The following is a 20,940-nucleotide window of genomic DNA, read 5'->3' as shown; positions in this document are numbered from 1 at the left end:
TAATATAACTATCATAGCAGATTCAAAATATCTTCTCAAGCAAATTAACCATTGCACAAAAAATACGAGGCATGATAGATTAAAAACTATTCTAAAGTCATTTGCTCTTGACGTTCGCTGTCTACACGAAAAAACATATTTTCCCCACTTGCAGTAGGTGGGAGTAAGGAGTTAGACTATGAGTAACAACGGACGCCCCTTCACCGCAGAATTGGAAGAGATGAAACGCGGGTCGGATGGGATGAGAATACACCTGTCAATGAAACCGTCGATGCGGAAGGAAATCTCTTCCCCGGCAAAAGAGGATTCGGCGTAGCAGACCCTAACTCACCCAAACGTCGTGTTTACGACGATCCAGAGGTCGAGGCACTCCGCGAAAAGTTACGCGATCACAACGGCATTCGTGGACTTGAAATCTGCGAACCCCACGAAACCGAGAAAATCGCTCGAATTTTCCATCGTGACGGTTTCGCTGTCGTTAAGGACCTGCTCAACGCCGAGCAACTTGCTCGCTGGAGAGAAGGGTGTGCCGAAGCACTACGCGACATCCTGTCAATACCAGGACCCGATAACAGGAAATACATAACCGAAACCGGACGGCTGCCACACCGCTATAGTTACGGTACCTCTTCGGCTTCAAGACAGATGCTGCACCATCCCGCTTGGGCAAGCATGATAGATTTACCGACAACGACCCCTATCGTCACAGAAATCTTCGGTTCTTCGGACTACCGGGTGTGGGGTTCCGGCGGCGACCTCTGTCTCCCCGGTGCAGTAGAGTACCAACACTTGCATTCTGACGGTAGGGATTCACAGCACCTCACCGAAGCACGTATTCGGCAAGCGGAACGCCTTGGTCTCCAACTCCATAGAGACGATAACGGAAATCTTGATGTCCCCTCACAAAAGATGATTATGGAGATGACCCCGCCGACTGTAACCATTAACTTCATCATGTGTGATCTGACGTGGGAAAATGGTCCGATCCGTCAAATTCCTGGAACACATACATTGCAGCAAAATCCGCCACCACCGGGTGATGAACCCGATTGGATGAAACATTCGACGCTCGTCGGTGCGACAGCGGGTTCCGGTGTGTTTAGAGATAACCGGGCATGGCATGGCGCAACCCCCAATCTTTCCAAGGAAATACGCGCACTCCCAAACGTGGAGTACGCCGCACCGTGGCGTTCACAACACGGTTTCAGCAGGATTATGCCCCACGAAATTTGGGAAACCTTGACACCACACGCTCAGAAATTATGTGAGTGGATCAAAGCAGACCGAGGGGTCTGGCCCCCCGGTGCCGGTATTATGCATCCGCTCGCAAGCAAGCGCGCAGAAGCTGCGAAAGGTTAATAGGAGGAAATGAGACATGTTAAACTGGGGCGTTATGGGTGCAGGTGGCATCGCTTATGTCTTCTGTAACGGAATGCGTTTTACAGACTCCGGGCAGATTCTTGCCGTTGGGAGTCGCACCCAATCTAAGATGGACAGACTCGTCAACGACTTCGGCATCCCGCGCCAATATAACGATTACGCTGATCTGTTGTCGGACGATGATATCGACGCTATCTATATCGCCACAATCCATCCACTTCATGCGGAATGGGCGATAACGTGTGCTGAAGCCGGAAAACATCTCCTCGTGGAGAAACCGATCAGCATGAACCGTGTCGAAGCTGCGGCGATGGTAGATGCTGCACGTGAAAACGACGTGTTCCTCATGGAAGCCTTCATGTATCGCTGCCACCCGCAGATAGCGAAGATGGTCGAACTGATACAAGAGGGTGCGATCGGTGATGTTCAAGTCATCCGCGCGACCTTCGGCTACCGTTCGGGTTTCAACCCACAGAGCCGAATCTATAACCATGAAATGGGAGGCGGTGGTATCCTCGACATCGGCGGCTATACGGCTTCAATGGCTCGGAAAATCGCAGGTGCTGCGGCGCACAAGCCGTTTCTGGATCCGATCTCCGTAAAAGGTAACGGAAAAATCGGTCCTACAGGTGTTGATCACATCGCAGTCGCGTCCCTGAAATTTGAGAACGATATTATCGCGGAGATCATTTGTGCTGTTGAATGTAGTTATGGAAGCAGCGTTATCATCTACGGAACGGACGGAACCCTCACGATTCCGAACCCGTGGCTACCCTCATCGCCTTGCCGAGGTGCGAGAACACCGTTGCCACTTGATACAGCCTTCCCGTCAACAAAGATTATCGTTGAATCTTATCAAAATCGGGAATCCACCGAATTTACTGTTGATGTAGATCGGGACCTCTTTACCTACGAGGCAGATACGGTTGCGGCACATATTGCTGACCGACAAGCACCGGCGATGTCTTGGGACGACACGCTCGGTAACATGCAGCTGCTGGACGCTTGGCTCGCAGAGGTAGGGGTTATTCATTAGATAATATGCAAACGTAGAATTTCAGAATTATTCAGGAGTTACTACCGATGGTGAAAGATGACATTTTTCAGGAACGCGTTGTCCGGGTTGAAAAGCCGTCGATGCACTTTACACTACTTCGTAATGCCGATGGAGATTTTCTCGGTGTCTCCGAGATTAACGAACTTTCAGTCTTTCATTATGTTGACGATGATGTAATATGGGAGCAAGTTGAAGGCAGTAATGTTTATCGTCATGTCGTTACTGGGATCCAACTCGAGGCAGAACCCGTTGATGTCAAAGACGACTGCTACCTACGTCATGAAGGAATTCTACTCATGGAGGATGGCAGTCCAGCATCCGAAGGTGCTGTGTTCTCCGCTGGACACGGTCCTGCACACCTGCCATCTGAGTATTTGGAATCATTCAAACAGAACGGATGGGTCTGCCTCCCCTCCATCATTGCTCCTGATATTGTCGAAGAGTTGGAGCGGGTGAGTTGCACGGGTCGCTGGGAAGAAGGCACCTATGAGCGGCGCATTCCCCCGTTGAATGAGACTGCAGCGGTCGCAAAGATTGCGACGGAACCCGTATCTTTGTGGTTGATGCGTCAGTACATGCAGACGCAGGAAATCCGTCTCGGACACTCACCGGGCTTCGCAATACTCCCACCAGACGACGGTAGACGGAAGGTTCAAGGGTGGCACTCTGATTTCCCCTATCTCTGGGGTATTGCCGGCAGTGAAGTTGTCAACCGAATCCCTGTTCACAAGGTCGATGGTCTGGTCATGGGTGTCCAACGCAATCTCTGTGTCTCGGAATTCCGCAAGGAAAACGGAGCGACCTGTTTCAAACTCGGATCCCATACACTCGGTCAAGGTCCACCGGTCGAGTGGGTAAACGGGAACACCTCCAGACAGGACGGGCACCGTGAATCCAAAGGGCTGCCATACACCGGACCGGATGCAGATGTGGTTGAAGCACCGCCGGGGAGTTACATCGTCTACGATTCTCGGATTTGGCATCGCGCAGGCGTAAATCGCACGCCACATAAACGGGCGGCGATGTTGCAGGCGGTCATTCCGATGTACATCATGCCGTTCATGGATACCAGTCGTCCCTATAAGAACTTTATCAACAGTCCCTTGGCAGAAGAACTGACTGCGCTTGAGTATAAAGAGCTTGCGTCAATCATGGTAAATAAGATGGTTGGACCACAGGGACATCTGGCAATCACTGTTGACGAGGAATTGACTGAGAAGATACAATCCTCTCAGTAAGATTTAATTCTCTTACAGGACTTACGCAATTTTGATCACTCCCGCGCCATGAGAAAGGAAGCGGATAAAAAACGCAGGCGGTCTGTGGCACAAACTGACAGTTTTGCGGCGGACTCGCCCAGATGCGACGTGCATCATGCTACAAAAGAGCCGTATGCGTAAGTCCTACTCTTATAGAGACGCACGAACGTCATTTTGAGAATGTGTTTAGAGAAAAAGAAAAGCGTTAAGGAGACAAAGAATGCGGAAAGCCAAGATTGCATCCGTAGGTTGTGGTTGGGTCGCGAAACGTTGGCATCTACCGACAATCGCCGAATTGACGAAAAGAGGGGATCTGGATTACGTAGCGGTATGTGACGTAGACGCGGATACGGCTCGCGAAGCGGGTGAAGCGTATGGTCTCCCGTACTACACAAATGTCGAAGAGATGCTGGAGAAACACGGTGACATCGACGTTGTAGACATTAGCACCGGCGATTATACACATCATCCGATCGCGAAAATCGTCGCTGAACACAAGATGCACCCGATCGTCGAAAAACCGATGGCACCTACCCTCGCCTGTTGTGATGTAATCATAGACAGTTGCAGAGAAAACGGCGTCCATTTTGAGGTCGCTGAAAACTACTTTCGGATGCCGGGGGATCGAATCATCATAAAACTCATTCAGGAAGGTGTGCTTGGTGATATTATGCGAGTGCACTTTGTTGAACCCTTCGGACGTAGGCCGTTTGTTCATGGAGCAGGAAAGCCGCGCGGTATCGAGTCCCCTATATCGACATTTACTTCCCACTCCGGTGTTTGCATTGACATGGGTGTTCATCGGATGTCTCAGATTCGGTTTTATGCCCAAAGCGAACCGAAGAGAATTACTGGAATTACCAAGCAATTCGCTCCCGGACCCAACAGCGTTTACGAAGATTGGGGGCACGCGCTTATCGAATTTGAAAGCGGTGCTGTCGGTGTCTATGAGACCTCCCAAGTCGGAGAGGAAACAATTAAGTACAGGCAGATTATGGGAACGAAGGGCGTGATAACAGATGCCGATTTCTGGACTTCCGATTTCCCACTGCGGGTTATCGACAACGGTGAAATGAAAGAAATTCCGATTGAAACGGAACGGCATCACATCGAGGGCGTAGATGTTCTCTCCAGAATTGTCGTGCATACCGACCCACAGATTGTCTATGAAAATCCTTTCAGAACATACCCAATCGACGATTGGAATGTCGGAACCGCGGAAGAGATTATGACAACAGCGAGGGCAGCACTCACAGGAGAGCCACCGGAATACGGCATCGGCGGTCGGAAAGATGTCGAGATGTGTATCGGTCTATACGAATCATCACGTTTGGGGATGATGCCTATCGACCTCCCGATAACGGAAACGACGGGTTATGAGCAGATGGTTCACGATGAATTCCGTGAGAAATTCGGACACGCCATTGATGCGTAATGGCATCTGTGCACATAACTAATTTCCTCAATCCAAGGTAGGTGTCAATTTAAGGTTTCCGTGGGGTGTCCGTAGGTTGGGTAGAACGGCATTGCGGAAGGCGGATGTCAGTCTGCCAAACACACGTCAAATCCAACACGACATCATATACACGCAACACCGAGTGAAACCCAACTTCATAGCCTTAGAACCCCGGAACTTCACAACAAATGCGTTGGGTTTCACTAAGTATGTGGTGAATATAGCGTATATGGAGAAATCTCCGTTTTTCTCTGATTTTTTACGGTTTTGGTGGCATCCGTTCTACCCAACCTACGACGGTAAGAGGCGGTTGCTTCTAAAATTGACACCTATGGGTTGAGCAAAGCGAAACCCAACTTCCCCTCCATAGCAAGCTGACTTACTTCACTCCCCACCCCTACCTCTCCAGCAGGCACGAAAAAACTTTGTAAATTTTTCTTATCCACTGTATACTCTTTCAGGAAAGGCAATACTTCAGAGAAAAAGGAAGCACGCGCATGAACATTCTCGTCCTCCACGGACCGAATCTACACCTTTTAGGGAAACGCCAACCAGAGATTTATGGACACCAAACATTATCAGATATTAACGTTATGCTTGATCGTCAAGCAGCCGCATCACCGCACGCGATTACGCTCAAAATTTTTCAATCCAATCACGAAGGCGAACTCATCTCAATCATCGGAGACCACATCGACTGGGCAGACGGTATCCTGATTAACCCCGCTGCTTACACACATACCAGCGTCGCCATCCGAGACGCACTCTCTACGGTTGCACTTCCCGTCATAGAGATTCACCTTTCTAACATCTATGCCCGTGAAGAATTTCGGCATCATTCCTATATCTCGGCGATCGCTGTCGGTGTCATCGGCGGTTTCGGCACGTATAGTTACACCCTTGCTCTTGAAGCAATGATCCAAATTTTGCAACAAACTATGGAAAAATAAAAAAGCGAAGCCTGAAACGAAATGGAAGGCGGGTATACGGAGACAATCCTGAACCCAAGACGAACTTCCCCGAACCGCAAGGTAAAATCAAAATGGCAAAAAACCCTTTTATACCCTTTAGTCGTCCGTGGATTGATGACACCGAAATCGAAGCCGTTAGCCAAGTGCTCGCCTCTAAATGGATTAGCACAGGGAACAGAGTGCGCGAATTTGAACGTGCCTTCGCCGAGTACCTCGGTGTTAAACACGCCATTGCTGTCAGCTCCTGCACCCACGCGCTGCATCTAAGTCTTGTTGTCGCCGAAATCGGTAGTAGGGATGAGGTTATCACGACCCCTTACACTTTCACCGCCACTGCTGAGGCGATCCGATATGTCGGAGCAAAACCGGTCTTTGTAGACATCAATCCTGATACGTTGAACATCGACATAACCAAAATTGAACAGGCGATAACCCGACGCACGAAGGCAATAATGCCTGTCCATTTTGCGGGTCTCCCGTGTGACATGGATGCGTTATTGGACATCTGCTGCAACCATAACCTTGTCCTTATTGATGATGCTGCCCACGCCATCCCGACTGAATACAAAGGGCAACACATCGGCAGTATCGGTGATCTGTCAGCATTTAGTTTCTATGCGAATAAAAATCTGACAACAGGGGAAGGTGGTATGATTACTACCAACAACGATGCCTTCGCCAAACCGCTCCGCACGATGCGACTCCACGGCATCGATAAGGACGCTTGGGCGCGCCAGTCACAGCGCGATATCTGGCGTTATGACATCGCTACTGAAGGTTATAAATACAACATGACCGATATTCAAGCAGCAATGGGGTTGTGCCAACTCATGAAACTCAACAAACAGCATGAACGCCGTCGAGATCTCGCGCAGATTTATCAAAAGGAACTCGCGAATCTTCCGAACGTCAGGACACCAGTAGCACCGGAGAATCTCAACGAGCATTCGTGGCATCTCTACATTATCCAACTCCCACCCGGTGAACGTGACGGATTTATCAGAGCCTTGAGCGAGGCAAACATCGAATGCAGTGTCCACTACATCCCGTTACACCTCTTCGAGTTTTATCAGGAGCAATACGGCTACCGTGTCGGCGATTTCCCGTGTGCTGAGGCGGCATTTGAACGCGTCGTGAGTCTACCGCTCCATCCTGGTTTAACCGAAGTGGAGATTCAGATTGTAATTGATGAAATAGGAAAGATTTTGGGTTCATAATCATGTCCCAGAAACCAAAGAACGGGCAATGAATGGTTTCCCTACTACAAACGGGCTTCGGGTTTATAATCGCGTCCAGGACGGAGGTGTTGGTTTGCCACCGAACCCACATTTCAAGGACACAAGATGGATACACCTAACCCAGAGAACACTACCCTCTACCAAATTATCCCCAGCGACGTTTGTTTTTCGTGTGATGTCTGTTGCCGTTTTTTAGAAGCAGCTAGTCCGCTCGCGCCTATCTTCACAGCGATAGAGACAGAAAACGCAATTGCACACGGTGCCGATCCTGAACTGTTCCGTCCACAGGCAGACGGAAAAAGCGCACAGATCCAACTAAAACCGCACAACGATTTCTATATTTGTCCGTTTTTTGAACCAGAGACGAGTCACTGCACCATCTATCCGATACGTCCGCTTGACTGCCAACTCTATCCGTTCGCACTGATGCTCAGCGAGGATGGTAACGATGTTGTGCTTGGCGTAGATACTCTCTGCCCATTTGGTGAGGCACACCTTGAAACGGAAGCCTTTCAGCAACATATCCGCCACGTTATCGATTACGTCGAATCCGAATCGGTCAGAGCGCAGATAATCGACAACTGGTGCTTAATCGGTGATTACCAAGACACCGTAAAAATTGTCCATACGCTGAGTAGAAGCGATCTCCTAATCGCAATGAAAAGCTGACAGATGCGACTTCAACCGCTCACCCTTAATGACAAGCCACTTTTTGACGAATATGCGCGTCAGATGGGAACGCGTCTTTCCAACTACACCTTCGCACCGCTCTACGTGTGGAAAGAGCATTTTCAGTTTTATTGGGTACTGCTCGCGGAACATCTATGTATCTTCGCAAAACAGGCTGAAGACTATTTCATGCCGATTCTACCGATGCCGTGCGATCCTGAAAACGACACCTACCGAAATGTTATTCGCATGGCATATCAATTTATGTTAGAATCAAATCGGAATCCACACATCGCCAGAATCGAAAATGTTCCACAGGAGCTGCGGACTTTTTTTGAAAAGGACGGATTCCGCGCTACCTTGAAGGAGACGGAATACCTCTATGAGACACGGACACTCGGTGAGTTGCGCGGCAATCGCTTCAAGAGCAAGCGCAACGCCTATAACGCCTTTATCGAGCGGTATCCGTCGGCAGAATTTAGACCCTACTGCACCGCCGACAGCGAGGCGTGCTTCGGACTCTATGACGCGTGGCATGCCGAACGCGCAGCAACATGTGACGACGCAATCTATTGTGCGATGCTTGAGGATTCCCGATCGGCGCACCGAATCGCAATTGCGGATGCGGAGACACTCGGACTTCTCGGCAGGGTTGTCCGTATTGATGAGGAAATCAGAGGCTACACCTTCGGGCATCCACTGAACGCGGACACATTCTGTGTGCTATTTGAGATTACAGAACTTGGAATAAAAGGACTCGCGCAGTTCATCTACCGCGAGTTGTGTAAGGAATTGATGGGGACCTACAGATGGATAAACGCAATGGACGATTCAGGATTAGAGAACCTAAAACGTGTCAAACGCTCCTACTATCCGAGCCAACTGCTTCCGTCATACAATATTGTTATAAAAACGTGAGTTTGATAAAAGGGTCAAGTTGGGTTTCGCTACCGGTATTGACACAGAAAGTGTCTTGAAAAACGACACATCTCTCCACATTCTGCGATTTTTTTGGCGTATTTACCGCTCTACCTAGGGGAAACACCCAAGCAAAAACACCTACAGATTTATTTTCAAACTGGCGTTATAAAAGTTAGTCCAAAGCGCGTAGTCCGTAATGTAATGGAGGGCGGCTCTACGGGAAGAGTAGCAAAGTCTGAAACCACTTGACCGAACCGCAAGGTAAAATTAAAAGATGAAAGCAGCACTTATTTTCCTCAACGGCTACTACGACACACGGTACCACGACTTTTACCGTCAAGAGATCGAAGTCGCGGTAGAAAACGGGTTCCCGCTAATCTGTGCTGATGGAGGCATCCGTATATTTGATGAACTCAATCGGGATACGGATAGATCGCTTATCCCTGATGTCCTTATAGGTGATATGGATTCGATCCCACATCGGGGTTCCAAACCGCTCACACAGGCAAAGCAGATCGTTCAGGAATGGGTAGGAAAAACGGACAAAGATTACACCGATGGACAACTCGCCGTAGACTACGCCTTAGAACAGTTCAACTGCCGACATATCATCATCTATGGCGGTTTACCGCGTCCAACAGAATATGAAACAGATCAGTTCCTTGGGAATCTCAACCTGATGCGTTTTGGGCATTATCGTGTGTCTGCGGGTGAACCTTACATAACCGAGATACGGGATCCGAGACAAACAATCCACTATGTGCTATCAGCAGTGCATTTAACCCGAAAAAACAACGGACTGCAACGCGTTTCTCTCATTGCGGAATCTCCCAACGTCATCGTCGAAAAAAGCGAAAATCTACGTTGGGACTTGGGATCGCTACACATCCACCCCGATTTAACAAACGCTCTTCGCAACGAGTTCGTAGAAGGCGCGGAATCGGCAACCATCCAATTGACTGACGGATCTGCTCCCGTCTACGTAATTCACAACTGGTAGGAGAGGACTCTCTTGAGGGTTTCCGTGTCCAGATTCGCACCGCTCATCACCATTACGACGCGTTTCCCTGCCAGCGTATCTGTGAGTTTATGCGCTGCTGCTATCGGAGACGCGCCTGCGCCTTCCGCTAAGTTATGCGTCCACCGCAACGCCAAACGGATACCTTCTTCAAGTTCCACCTCGCTAAGCAGGACAATGTCGTGAATGCCTTTTTTGATAATGGACAACGGCAACGGAAACGGCGAGCGGGTCGCGATTCCATCTGCGATGGTATCGCAAGAATCGGTTTCTACACGCGTTCCTGTCTTCCATGAACGGTAGATAGCTGGTGCATTTTCCGCTTGCACACCGATGATCTTGACATTCGGATTGATCGCCTTGGAAACTGTGATAGCCCCACAGCAACCGCTCCCACCGCCGATAGGGACAATGATTGCGTCCACGTCTGGGAGACTCTCGAAAATCTCAAGTGAATAGGTGCCGACACCGTGGAACAGTGCAGGCTCCATGCACGGATGAACGTAGTAAAGCCCGCGTTCGGCTTGCAGCGTTTCACAGAGCGCAAGTGCCTCGTCAAAATCAGCACCGTGTTCAATGAGTTCGGCACCAAACGCTTGCATCGCGCTGTTTTTCTCAGGGTTATTCCCGTGTGGCACAACAACAGTCGCCTTGACACCATACTGCGCCGCCGCATAGGCGATCGACTGTCCATGATTCCCGCGCGTCGCTGTAAGCACACCCTTTTCACGTTGCGCTTGCGGTAGGTGGTGCATAAAATTGATGCCGCCGCGTACTTTAAAACTCCCCGTTGGATGATGATTTTCGTGCTTGATGTATGCCTGAAATCCGAGTCTCTCGGACAACTCTGGATAGTGAACCAAAGGTGTAGGCTTTAAATATTGTGATACGACGGGTCGCGCCGCAATAATTTCCTGAAGGGTCATAGATTTCATTTTTTCTCCTGATGTATTTTAGAAATGTATTTTAAAAGCGTCGGGAATCGGAGTTCCCTCCTACAAGGACAAAGAGCCCTTGCCAACCTATTAAATCTATGATAATATGATAGCATATCCCAACGCACATATTCAAAAGCAATGTTCAGAAAGGAAACACACATGGCACAAGAATGGCAGTCCACAGCGTTAGAAATTGACGAAACCGAGGACCTCATCGAGGTCTGCTATCAGAACGGATGGACGGATGGGCTTCCCGTCGTTCCACCGACCCCTGAACGCGTCAAACGTATGCTCAGCGGAACAGACCGTGATCCAGATGAACTCATCGCAGCAGTCCCTCCAAAATGGGGAAGAGCTACCGTCGAAAAGGTTGCGATTAATGCCGTTATGGCTGGATGCAAACCGGAATATTTACCGCTGATTCTCACCGCAGTGGAGGCGATGACGTCTGAGCAGTTCAACCTCCACGGCGTTCAAGTTACAACATCCCATGTCTCACCGGTGCTCGTTGTGAACGGACCCATCCGAAAGCAGTTAGAAATCAACGACGGATTCAACCTTTTTGGACAAGGATGGCGAGCGAACGCAACGATCGGTCGCACGTTACGGCTCATCTGCACCAATATTGGTGGCGGATTGCCCGGTGAACTGGATCGGTCAGCATTCGGACACGCTGGAAAATATACCTGTTGCATCGCCGAAAAAGAGGAAGAAAGCCCTTGGGATCCGTTGCATGTCGAGCGTGGGTTCAATACGGGCGATAGCACTGTCACCATCTTCGCGGGTGCCGGTCCGCAAACCGTCAACGACCACGGCAACAATACCGCGGAAGGGATCCTCAACACAATCTCACAGAACATCGCTGCCCCCGGCAACAGTGTCGGTGAAACCATACTCGTCATTGGCGTTGAACACGCAAAGACGATCTCAGAGGACGGGTTTAACAAAGGCGACATCCGACAATACATCGCCGACACCACACAGCAATACTCGGCAGAGGATCTGCTGCTGATGGTAGCAGGTGGACCGGCGGGGAGATGGACGATTGTTATTCCCGGATGGGGTTCACGTTCCTCTCGCGCTATCACATTGGCAGTATAAACATTCGTAGAGTGATCTCTGAATTCCGACTCTTGAATGTTATCACTGATAGCCGATTGTCTACTTCCAAACATCCCGCGCGGATAAAATGCAGTCGAAATTCTTTGCCGAAGATTTTCTTGCAAATCGGTGAAAAATGTGGTATCCTTTTTTAAGGAGAAGAATAAGAAACCCAAATCTGTTTTCTGACGTTATAGTAAAGGAATAGATACGATGGACACAAGAACGCTGTCTTTGCCGATCAGCACCCTGGACTACAAGCAACCCACCACCGTGCAAGTCGGATCCCCCGTTTCTGTCGTCATTGACCTGATGCAAGAGAGAGGAACAGGGTGTGTTCTCGTCGTTGATGAGGATGAACAATTAGTTGGAATCATCACCGAACGGGATCTACTCCAGCATCTAAGTGGACAGCGCGCAGCCCCAGCGGAGTTTAAGGTCGAACAGGTGATGACAGCGGATCCAGAAGCCCTACGCGCCAGTGACCCAATTGCCTTCGCACTAAACCTGATGCATCTTGGTCACTTCCGGCACCTGCCCCTCTGTGTTTGGGACGACCAAGGAGAGGCATACCCCATCGGAATAATTTCAACCCGCGATATCTTAGAACATATCGCCATATTTATAGAAAACCAGTAGTAGGAGGCGTAACCATGCTATATGACTTGGCAATTGATGAAGAATTAGAGCAGATGGACGAAGATGATGCGTTAAGAGCATGGAAAGCGCAAGAGATTCAAGTTTTGCTAAAAGATTTGATGCGTCCCATCCTTCAGATTGACATCGATTCCAGCACGAACGAGGCTATAGATCTGCTTTTAGCAAATAACATCGGTGCGGCCCCGGTTGTTGAGAACGGTTATCTCCGCGGGATTTTTAGTGAACGAGATGTACTCAACCAAATTCTCAATAAACAGGTCGGAGACTTGGATAACATTAACGTTAGAGAGTTCATGATAGCAGATCCACAGACAGCACAATCGGAAGATACACTGACCACTGCTATTCTTTACATGGCGCGGGGCGGTTACCGACACGTTCCTATTGTTGACACGGAAAATCGTCCGATTGGTATGGTATCCATTCGTGACGTGATGTCCTATCTCGTTGAGGAATTTCTCCAAGAAGTCTTAACGCTACCGCCGAAACCCGTTCGAGATGCCCTGAAAGCTCGGGAAGGTGCCTAAATGCCTCAAAACTTTCTTAGGTGCGCTTGCCAAGGGTACACCTATCTTCTAATTTCCGGTAGGTGCCCTTTACCAAACGCGCACCTATCATAAAAAAGGACGATTGTGATGCGCAAGCCAGTAGAGCAAATCGAGGAAGCGACAATCCTATTTGCTGGCGACTCCGGCGATGGATCGCAGACGATTGGCACACAAATGACTGAAACCACCGCCCTCATTGGGAACGATGTCGCCACGCTACCCGATTACCCCGCTGAAATCCGTGCACCCGCTGGGTCGTTAGCTGGCGTGTCCGGGTTCCAACTCCACTTCTCAAGCGAACAAATTCACACTCCCGGAGATCTCTGCGATGTCCTCGTCGCGATGAATCCCGCCGCTTTAAAGGTACACCTCAACAAACTCAAACCCAACGGGATCCTGCTTGTAAATACCGACAATTTCGCGCGCCGCAACCTACGACTTGCAGGATATGAAGAAGATCCGCTCGAAGACGACAAACTCACGAAATACCAGGTTTTCCGTGTCGAATTAACACAACTCACTCGAACAGCACTCGAAGCGACACAATTAAGCGTCCCAGAAATCGACAGATGTAAGAACTTTTTCGCCCTCGGTATGATCCTCTGGCTCTACAATCGTCCGATGGAATACACGATGAAGTGGATCAAGGCGAAGTTTGCGAAAAAACCACAGTATATAGAATCCAACATTCTCGCGCTCCGTGCTGGGAATACCTATTGCGAAGCGACCGAGCAGTTTGCCGTCTCATACGATGTGAAGCCTGCCGACTTTGAACCCGGCACCTACCGAAATATCGAAGGTAACATGGCAACGGTGCTTGGACTTGTCGCAGCCTCGTATCAATCTGGTCTGCCGCTTGTTTACGGCAGCTACCCGATAACACCGGCGAGTGATATTCTCCACGGACTTGCACAATACCGGAATTTCGGTGTCGTCACGATGCAGATGGAGGATGAGATTGCCGCCGTCGGTGTCGCAATCGGTGCGGCATTTAGCGGTTCACTCGGCGTGACCGGTAGCAGTGGACCCGGTCTTGCGCTCAAATCGGAAGCGATTAACCTCGCGATGATTGCCGAACTCCCACTCGTGGTCTGTAACATCCAGCGAGCGGGTCCCTCAACAGGAATGCCGACAAAGACGGAACAGTCGGATCTCTTGCAGATGTTCTACGGCAGGAACGGTGAATCGCCGTTGCCTATCATTGCGCCGTCCCGTCCATTCGACTGCTTTGAAGCCGTCTACGAAGCGTGCCGCGTCGCCGTAAAATATAGGACACCGGTGATCTTCCTCTCCGACCTCTACATTGCGATGGGGGCTGAACCGTGGAAGATTCCGCAACTTTCCGAACTACCGGAAATTAGACCCGATTTCGCAGTGAGCGCAGATACCCGCAACGGATTTGAACCTTATTTACGTGATCCAGAGACCTTGGCACGTCCGTGGGCGAAACCCGGCACTGCGGGCTTAGAACACCGCATTGGAGGCTTGGAGAAATCAGATGTGACGGGACACGTCAGTTACGATGCCGAAAACCACCAAAGGATGGTGGAAATCCGTGCAGAAAAGGTTGCACGCATCGCCGATGAGTTCCCGCCGACAGAAGTGTTCGGTGCGCAAGAAGGGGACATCCTACTCCTTGGATGGGGCGGCACCTACGGTGCCATCCGAACCACAGCAGAAAACTGTATCACTGACGGACGTCCAATAGGACACGTCCATCTCCGACATCTCAACCCCTTCCCGAAAGATTTAGGCGACATTCTACAGAGATTCAAAAAGATTTTAATCCCAGAACAGAACAGTGGTCAACTCCGCCAACTCATTCGCAGCACCTATCTCATTGATGCAGTCGGGTTTAACAAGGTGCAAGGGCAACCCTTCCACGTTTTTGAGTTGGCATCGAAAATTGACGAAATACTTAAAGACACAGGGCACGTTTAGCCCTAACGCCAAAAGGCGGTAAACAAATCATGAGACGCAAAAGAAACTCACGCATTCCGGCTGGAGCCCCCACCCTCTCTAAAAAGGACTTTGAATCCGATCAAGACGTCCGATGGTGTCCGGGTTGCGGCGACTACTCCATTCTCGCTCAGACACAACGTATTATGCCGGAACTCGGCATCCCGAAAGAAAACATCGTCTTTATCTCTGGCATCGGATGCTCAAGCCGATTTCCATATTATATGAACACCTACGGCTTCCATACCATCCACGGCAGAGCTCCAACGATCGCCTCCGGTGTAAAAATGGCGAACCCCGACCTCTCTGTGTGGATTATCACAGGAGATGGCGATGCGCTTTCAATCGGCGGCAACCATTTTATCCATCTGATGCGTCGCAATTTCGATGTTAACGTTCTGCTCTTTAACAACCGTATCTATGGACTTACGAAAGGACAGTACTCCCCCACATCAGAGCAAGGGAAACAGACGAAATCCACCCCTCTCGGTTCAGTGGATACCCCCTTTAATCCGATTAGCCTCGCATTGGCTTCCGGTGCTTCATTCGTGGCACGCTCGCTGGACAGAGATCCAAATCATCTCCGAGCCATCATCAAGTCGGCGTTTGAGCACAAGGGCACTTCGTTTATCGAAATCTACCAAAACTGCAACGTGTTTAACGACGGTGCCTTCTTTCAATACACAGAGAAAGACACAAAGGCTGACAACACGGTGATTCTGGAACACGGTGAACCCCTCGTCTTTGGAGCGGAACACGATAAGGGTATCCGACTGAACGGTTTCCAGCCCGAAGTCGTGAAAACCACAAATGGTGAATACGCCACTGAGGATCTCATCGTCCACGACCAGTATGCCGAAAACACCACGTTGGCGAATTTCCTTGCCCGGATGAGTGACACGCTTGATATGCCGGACCCCATCGGCATCTTCCGCAGTGTCCGTCAACCTTGCTACGAAGACCTGATGACGAACCAGATTCGCACTGCAAAAGACCATATGGGCGAAGGCAACCTCGAAGCACTCCTCAACGCCGGCGAAACGTGGACTGTGACATAAGCGCATGAAGATTTACATCTTAACCGACTTAGAAGGGGTTGCGATGGTATCCCGCTTCAGTCAAACTCGTGAAGAAGGTCCCCAGAAACAGACTGCCATGAGATTACTGACGCAGGAGGTCAATGCTGCTGTTGATGGCATCCTTGATGTGGATGCGGACGCAGAAATCGTGGTCTGGGATGGACATGGGACTGGCGGCATTGATGTGCTCGAATTCCATCCGAAGGCGAAACTCATCGCGCGGGGTCCTATCCGTCCGCCCTACTATCTCGACGAGACTTATGATGCTCTCTTTTTCTTAGGGCAACACGCCATGGCAGGCACGCCAAACGCTCCGTTGAGTCATACGTATTCCTCTTTGTCCATTGAATACTACAAACTCAATGGGAAAGAGATCGGAGAATTTGGATGCCGTGCCGCACTCGCAGGCACTTTCGATGTCCCAACGGTTTTCATCTCCGGTGACGATAAAGCGGTTGCCGAAGCAAAAGAACTCATACCGAACATTTATGGTGTTGAGACCAAACAGGGGCTCGGACAAGAGCTCGCATTGCACCTATCACCAGAACGGTCGCGAGACTTGATTCGAGAGACTGCTGCGGAGGCTTGCCGAAATATCACTGAGATTGCGCCATTGAAAATAGACCCACCTTATACGTTTGAAGTCCGAGTGCTTGACGGTAAATCAATTGATGGGTACCTGAACCGGGGTGCTGAGAAGATTGATGATCGCACGGTCAGCTGGCACACTGCTGACCTTTGTGCCCTGTCTATTTAGTATCGCGAATGAGCACACACCTCTCAAATCCAATATCCGAGACAACCAACCTTCCCCTTGACTTTCCTCCTCATAATAGAAAGGTAATATATTATGCCACTCAAAATAGAAAATAAAAAGCGTGATTACCGAACAATGAACAAGACACTCCAAGCCATAAAAGACTGAATTGAAGGTCAAAGCGGTCAATGAGAAAAGCGATCAAGTTCAAACTCCAGAACCAATCGAACACAGTTAGGATTGGTAATATGATTGATGATATGTGGCAGATACACGTTCATATCATGCAACTCGATCGTAGGTATCACCACATGCTTGGTAAAAACATATCAATATCTCGCCTCAATGCCCACGTTGCTAAACGCATTGGAAAGATTTACCGAGTCAAGTTGTTCAAGACGTTGTGTTGCGTTACGGCAAATCTCGGGACGCTTTTTTTGATAACATAAAAGCGCGTAAAGCGGGTGAAACCACACGTAAAGTCGGTTTCCCGAAGATAAAACCGCGTCAGAAATACAACTCCATGACGTTCACACAAGCTGGATACGAACTTGAAGGGAATCGTATCAAAATCAACTCTATAGAGACAGGGTTCTCTTTTCATAAACACCGTGAAATTAGCGGTGTCATCAAAACGATCACACTCAAACGCGATAGGTGCGGTGATTATTGGATATGCTTTTCGTGTGAGACTGTTGACGATGCCGAACCCAAATCCAAGACGGGTCAGAGCGCAGGATTTGATTACGGAAACACAACATTCTTGACGAGCGACGCAGGCGACAAGATAGCATCTCCGCAGTTTTTCAAACAATGCCTGAGAACGTTGCGATCTCTCAACAAGGCACTGAGTCGCAAAGTCAAAGGTTCTAACAATTGGTATCGTGCGTGTGGTGCTTTGACAAGACACCACAGAAAAGTTGCCCGACAAAGAGAAGATTGGCAATGGAAACTTGCTGACGAACTTTGCACAGCGTTTGATACGCTTTGCTTTGAGACTTTGAACCTTGACGGTATGAAACGCCTCTGGGGACGCAAGGTCTCCGACCACGCTTTCTACCAGTTTCTCCAGATACTTGAGCAGAAGTGTGCAAAGCACGGTAAAACCTTCGTCAAAATCGGACAATGGACTCCGACAACAAAACCTTGCTCTGATTGTGGATACCCTAATAAAGACCTCTCTCTTTCAGATAGACAGTGGACATGTCCCGAATGTGGGTCTCACCACGACAGGGACATCAACGCTGCTATCAATATCAAACGGGCAGGCTTGGCTGCCTAAAGTGGAGCGACACTCAGACGGTGGACTCTAAGAGAAAACCGCAGTCGCGAGGAAGCACAAGCCCCACGCTTTAGCGTGTGGGTACCATTGACAGGACTTATACAATACAATCCTCCACTGGTACGCACGATAAGTGTGCTATATTATAACGCAAGCCACTTATTTACACGCATAGCACCCCTGAATCAACGTCAGAATGCGCGTGTGGCATTCTGCGGGGGTGAGGAAAGGGTTTGAAAACTTATTCAAACGTCTATAACTCATTCGGTAGCAACTTGAATTATTACATCGGATTTCATATATGGAAACTTTTGACTGCGAACTGAACCAACAAGTCATCTACGGTGATAACACGATCGAGAGACTCGGTGAGCTGACCCGCGAACGCGGTGGGAGCCGTGTCCTCCTCGTGACAGATGCCGGTATCGAAAAGGCAGGCATCCTCGCAAGAGCCGTCTCAGCACTGCAAAGCGAAAGGATCGCCGCTTATGTTTTTGCCGACACTATCCCCAACCCGACAACAGAAGATGTTGATGCTGCACTTGCGGTCGCGAAGACCAACGCGCCGATAGATCTCATCATCGGACTCGGCGGCGGTAGCTCAATGGACTGTGCGAAAGGCGTAAACTTCCTGCTCACAAACGGCGGAAAGATGGAGGACTACTGGGGCACAAACAAGGCAACACAACCGATGCTACCCTCTATCGGTATTCCGACGACCATCGGCACTGGAAGCGAGGCGCAATCCTTCGCACTCATCGCACAGGCAGATACACACATCAAAATGGCGTGTGGCGATACAAAAGCACGATTCGGGACTGTAATTTTGGATGCAACACTCACCAAAACCTTGCCGAGACCGATCGCTGCAATCACCGGTATAGATGCGATTGCACACGCCGTTGAAAGTTTCGTCTCAACGAGACACAACCCGATGTCTCAGATGTTTGCACGACACGCATGGGAGTTGCTAGACACACATTTTGAGGTGTGTCTTGAATCCACAAACAACTCTATAGCCCGAAGCAAAATGCTGTTTGGTGCTTACCTCGCGGGACTTGCGATTGAAAACTCGATGCTGGGTGCCGCACACGCCTGTGCTAACCCCTTGACGGCAAGATACGAAGTCATCCACGGTGTCGCTGTGGCGTTGATGTTACCGCACGTCATCCGATTCAATAGCACTGTCGCAGGAGACACCTACCGTGAGCTACATCCAGACGGAGATTTAGCGGACAGAATTACAACGCTGAAGCAGATTGGCAATTTACCGAACAGACTTCGGGATTATCCGGTCCAATTCACAATTGGAACGGCAGACATACCGACATTGGCAAAGGAAGCGGCGACACAGTGGACAGCACAGTTCAATCCGCGTCCCCTCAACATTAGCGACTTTATGAATCTTTATGAACACGTCTATTGAAATGCAAGTAGATGAGCGGAATCGTACATATCTTAAAAAGGCAAAAGCGACGGCACAACGGAGTGTGCCTGCTACCTTTCTAATTTTCCTACTGTTCCTCGTCTCGCATGCATCTTTTGGCAACTGGGCAAGTTTTCGTGGGAACCCACAACTCACTGGTCTCGCCGATTCAGAACTTCCTGAAAATCCGCAATTGCTTTGGACTTTCCAAGCGGGAGATATGATTGAATCTACCGCTGCAGTCGTTGATGGCATAGTCTATGTCGGCGCATTAGATGGAACCCTCTACGCGATCGACGCGCAAACGGGCAAAAAAAAGTGGACGTATCAGGTAGAGGGAGCGATCAAAGCTTCGCCCTCTATTCACAACGGTGTCGTCTACTTCGGTGATGGGGATGGGATTTTCCATGCAGTGGACATTAACACCCAAGAAACGAAATGGCAGTTTACGACGGAAGGTGAAATCATATCATCAGCAAATGTCGTTGGCGACCGCGTGCTGTTCGGCTCGTATGACGGATTCCTCTATTGTCTGAACCGAGAGAACGGGGAATTGGTCTGGAAATTAGAGACCGAGGGCTATGTCCACGGCACCCCTGGGGTCTGGACGCACATCGCAAACGATTCTGGTAAGGCAGAGAATTTCGCGATTGTCACCGGATGCGACAGTTATCTCCGTGTCATCAATATTGACGACGGCGCACAGACGCAACAGGTAAATCTCGGTGCGTATGTGGGTGCGAGTCCTGCGATTTCACAAAACCGCGTCTATTGCGGCACGTATGGCACCGAAATATTGGGGATCGCGTTAGACACTGGGAAGATTGCGTGGCGGTATCGGCATCCCAAACGTAGATTCCCGTTCTTTGCCTCAGCCGCTCTCACGGAAGACAGCGTTATTATCGGCGGACGCGATAAGATGGTGCATGCGCTTTCACAGGCGACGGGTGAGCCGCTATGGACCCATACCGCTAAATCTCGTATTGAGTCTTCCGCCGTGATTGTTGGCAAACGTGCCTTTTTAGGGACAACTCACGGGTTGTTTATTGCTTTAGATATTACGACTGGAGAACCGGTGTGGGAATTCGCAACAGGTTCATCTATCGTCGCCTCACCGAGCGTCTCCGACGGTAGAATTTACATTGGAACAGAGGACGGGATCCTGTACTGCTTCGGGTCACCATAGATTGGCACGATTTATGGTTTAATGTTATAATATTG

Annotated in this window: 19 protein-coding genes; 18 read left to right on the top strand and 1 reads right to left on the bottom strand. The window is 49.7% G+C overall.

All coding sequences use genetic code 11. The annotated features are described in order from the left end of the window. Positions 1-210: 210 nt before the first annotated feature. The 9 genes from J4G07_12860 (at position 211) to J4G07_12820 (ending at position 9,951) form a co-directional block, all read left to right on the top strand. Positions 211-1,359, top strand: a complete 1,149-nt coding sequence (locus tag J4G07_12860) for a phytanoyl-CoA dioxygenase family protein (GenBank protein MCE2414885.1) — start codon at positions 211-213, stop codon at positions 1,357-1,359. Between the two features lie 16 nt (positions 1,360-1,375). Beyond that, positions 1,376-2,416: a Gfo/Idh/MocA family oxidoreductase gene (locus J4G07_12855; GenBank protein ID MCE2414884.1), complete on the top strand. Its 1,041-nt coding sequence runs from the start codon at positions 1,376-1,378 to the stop codon at positions 2,414-2,416. Between the two features lie 47 nt (positions 2,417-2,463). Next, on the top strand, positions 2,464-3,675 hold the full coding sequence (locus J4G07_12850) for a phytanoyl-CoA dioxygenase family protein (GenBank protein ID MCE2414883.1): 1,212 nt from the start codon (positions 2,464-2,466) through the stop codon (positions 3,673-3,675). Between the two features lie 241 nt (positions 3,676-3,916). After that, entirely contained in the window at positions 3,917-5,131 is a 1,215-nt protein-coding gene (locus J4G07_12845; GenBank protein MCE2414882.1) for a Gfo/Idh/MocA family oxidoreductase, read from the top strand. Between the two features lie 518 nt (positions 5,132-5,649). Then, positions 5,650-6,102 (top strand): type II 3-dehydroquinate dehydratase, encoded by a 453-nt coding sequence (gene aroQ / locus J4G07_12840; GenBank protein ID MCE2414881.1) that lies wholly within the window; start codon positions 5,650-5,652, stop codon positions 6,100-6,102. 92 nt (positions 6,103-6,194) lie between these two features. After that, positions 6,195-7,340 carry a DegT/DnrJ/EryC1/StrS aminotransferase family protein gene (locus tag J4G07_12835; protein ID MCE2414880.1) on the top strand — a complete coding sequence of 382 codons (1,146 nt, stop codon included), beginning with the start codon at positions 6,195-6,197 and terminating at the stop codon, positions 7,338-7,340. A gap of 126 nt (positions 7,341-7,466) precedes the next feature. Next, on the top strand, positions 7,467-8,030 hold the full coding sequence (locus tag J4G07_12830) for a YkgJ family cysteine cluster protein (protein ID MCE2414879.1): 564 nt from the start codon (positions 7,467-7,469) through the stop codon (positions 8,028-8,030). 3 nt (positions 8,031-8,033) lie between these two features. Further along, entirely contained in the window at positions 8,034-8,948 is a 915-nt protein-coding gene (locus tag J4G07_12825; protein ID MCE2414878.1) for a DUF2156 domain-containing protein, read from the top strand. 277 nt (positions 8,949-9,225) lie between these two features. Next, the gene (locus J4G07_12820) at positions 9,226-9,951 is read left to right on the top strand and encodes a thiamine pyrophosphokinase (GenBank protein ID MCE2414877.1); all 726 of its coding nucleotides are present in this window, start codon (positions 9,226-9,228) and stop codon (positions 9,949-9,951) included. Here J4G07_12820 and J4G07_12815 read toward each other — a convergent pair. Further along, the gene (locus J4G07_12815) at positions 9,939-10,904 is read right to left on the bottom strand and encodes a threonine dehydratase (protein ID MCE2414876.1); all 966 of its coding nucleotides are present in this window, start codon (positions 10,902-10,904) and stop codon (positions 9,939-9,941) included. The two genes, J4G07_12820 and J4G07_12815, sit on opposite strands and share 13 nt — an antisense overlap. A 162-nt stretch (positions 10,905-11,066) precedes the next feature. Here J4G07_12815 and J4G07_12810 point away from each other — a divergent pair, with 162 nt between their 5' ends. From J4G07_12810 to J4G07_12770, 9 genes are all read left to right on the top strand, one after another. Continuing rightward, a complete protein-coding gene (locus tag J4G07_12810; protein ID MCE2414875.1) occupies positions 11,067-12,008 on the top strand; it encodes a hypothetical protein in 942 nt (313 codons plus the stop codon). A 213-nt stretch (positions 12,009-12,221) separates the two neighbouring features. Then, positions 12,222-12,647: a CBS domain-containing protein gene (locus J4G07_12805; protein ID MCE2414874.1), complete on the top strand. Its 426-nt coding sequence runs from the start codon at positions 12,222-12,224 to the stop codon at positions 12,645-12,647. 14 nt (positions 12,648-12,661) lie between these two features. Beyond that, positions 12,662-13,195 carry a CBS domain-containing protein gene (locus J4G07_12800; protein ID MCE2414873.1) on the top strand — a complete coding sequence of 178 codons (534 nt, stop codon included), beginning with the start codon at positions 12,662-12,664 and terminating at the stop codon, positions 13,193-13,195. A gap of 108 nt (positions 13,196-13,303) precedes the next feature. After that, positions 13,304-15,157, top strand: a complete 1,854-nt coding sequence (locus tag J4G07_12795) for a 2-oxoacid:acceptor oxidoreductase subunit alpha (protein MCE2414872.1) — start codon at positions 13,304-13,306, stop codon at positions 15,155-15,157. Between the two features lie 29 nt (positions 15,158-15,186). Further along, entirely contained in the window at positions 15,187-16,233 is a 1,047-nt protein-coding gene (locus J4G07_12790; GenBank protein MCE2414871.1) for a 2-oxoacid:ferredoxin oxidoreductase subunit beta, read from the top strand. A 4-nt stretch (positions 16,234-16,237) separates the two neighbouring features. Then, positions 16,238-17,011: a M55 family metallopeptidase gene (locus tag J4G07_12785; protein MCE2414870.1), complete on the top strand. Its 774-nt coding sequence runs from the start codon at positions 16,238-16,240 to the stop codon at positions 17,009-17,011. 406 nt (positions 17,012-17,417) lie between these two features. Then, complete coding sequence (locus J4G07_12780; protein MCE2414869.1) at positions 17,418-18,293, top strand: transposase; 876 nt, start codon at positions 17,418-17,420, stop codon at positions 18,291-18,293. Positions 18,294-18,594: 301 nt separating this feature from the next. Continuing rightward, a complete protein-coding gene (locus J4G07_12775) occupies positions 18,595-19,719 on the top strand; it encodes an iron-containing alcohol dehydrogenase (GenBank protein ID MCE2414868.1) in 1,125 nt (374 codons plus the stop codon). Then, positions 19,703-20,905, top strand: coding sequence for a PQQ-binding-like beta-propeller repeat protein (locus tag J4G07_12770; protein ID MCE2414867.1), 1,203 nt, complete (start codon positions 19,703-19,705; stop codon positions 20,903-20,905). Before J4G07_12775 ends, J4G07_12770 begins: the two co-directional genes overlap by 17 nt. Positions 20,906-20,940 lie beyond the last annotated feature (35 nt).

The sequence above is a fragment of the Candidatus Poribacteria bacterium genome (assembly GCA_021295715.1).
In the GTDB taxonomy this organism is placed as follows: domain Bacteria; phylum Poribacteria; class WGA-4E; order WGA-4E; family WGA-3G; genus WGA-3G.
Note: the sequence above shows the minus strand (reverse complement) of the source record. Positions and strands in the feature narration are given on the sequence as shown.

Coding starts and splice junctions, on each gene's coding strand:
- J4G07_12850 (MCE2414883.1), top strand. CDS start 2,464: ATGGTGAAAGATGACATTTTTCAGGAACGCGTTGTCCGGGTTGAAAAG.
- J4G07_12855 (MCE2414884.1), top strand. CDS start 1,376: ATGTTAAACTGGGGCGTTATGGGTGCAGGTGGCATCGCTTATGTCTTC.
- J4G07_12835 (MCE2414880.1), top strand. CDS start 6,195: ATGGCAAAAAACCCTTTTATACCCTTTAGTCGTCCGTGGATTGATGAC.
- J4G07_12775 (MCE2414868.1), top strand. CDS start 18,595: ATGGAAACTTTTGACTGCGAACTGAACCAACAAGTCATCTACGGTGAT.
- J4G07_12805 (MCE2414874.1), top strand. CDS start 12,222: ATGGACACAAGAACGCTGTCTTTGCCGATCAGCACCCTGGACTACAAG.
- J4G07_12795 (MCE2414872.1), top strand. CDS start 13,304: ATGCGCAAGCCAGTAGAGCAAATCGAGGAAGCGACAATCCTATTTGCT.
- J4G07_12785 (MCE2414870.1), top strand. CDS start 16,238: ATGAAGATTTACATCTTAACCGACTTAGAAGGGGTTGCGATGGTATCC.
- J4G07_12825 (MCE2414878.1), top strand. CDS start 8,034: ATGCGACTTCAACCGCTCACCCTTAATGACAAGCCACTTTTTGACGAA.
- J4G07_12820 (MCE2414877.1), top strand. CDS start 9,226: ATGAAAGCAGCACTTATTTTCCTCAACGGCTACTACGACACACGGTAC.
- J4G07_12790 (MCE2414871.1), top strand. CDS start 15,187: ATGAGACGCAAAAGAAACTCACGCATTCCGGCTGGAGCCCCCACCCTC.
- J4G07_12800 (MCE2414873.1), top strand. CDS start 12,662: ATGCTATATGACTTGGCAATTGATGAAGAATTAGAGCAGATGGACGAA.
- aroQ (MCE2414881.1), top strand. CDS start 5,650: ATGAACATTCTCGTCCTCCACGGACCGAATCTACACCTTTTAGGGAAA.
- J4G07_12770 (MCE2414867.1), top strand. CDS start 19,703: ATGAACACGTCTATTGAAATGCAAGTAGATGAGCGGAATCGTACATAT.
- J4G07_12845 (MCE2414882.1), top strand. CDS start 3,917: ATGCGGAAAGCCAAGATTGCATCCGTAGGTTGTGGTTGGGTCGCGAAA.
- J4G07_12815 (MCE2414876.1), bottom strand. CDS start 10,904: ATGAAATCTATGACCCTTCAGGAAATTATTGCGGCGCGACCCGTCGTA.
- J4G07_12830 (MCE2414879.1), top strand. CDS start 7,467: ATGGATACACCTAACCCAGAGAACACTACCCTCTACCAAATTATCCCC.
- J4G07_12810 (MCE2414875.1), top strand. CDS start 11,067: ATGGCACAAGAATGGCAGTCCACAGCGTTAGAAATTGACGAAACCGAG.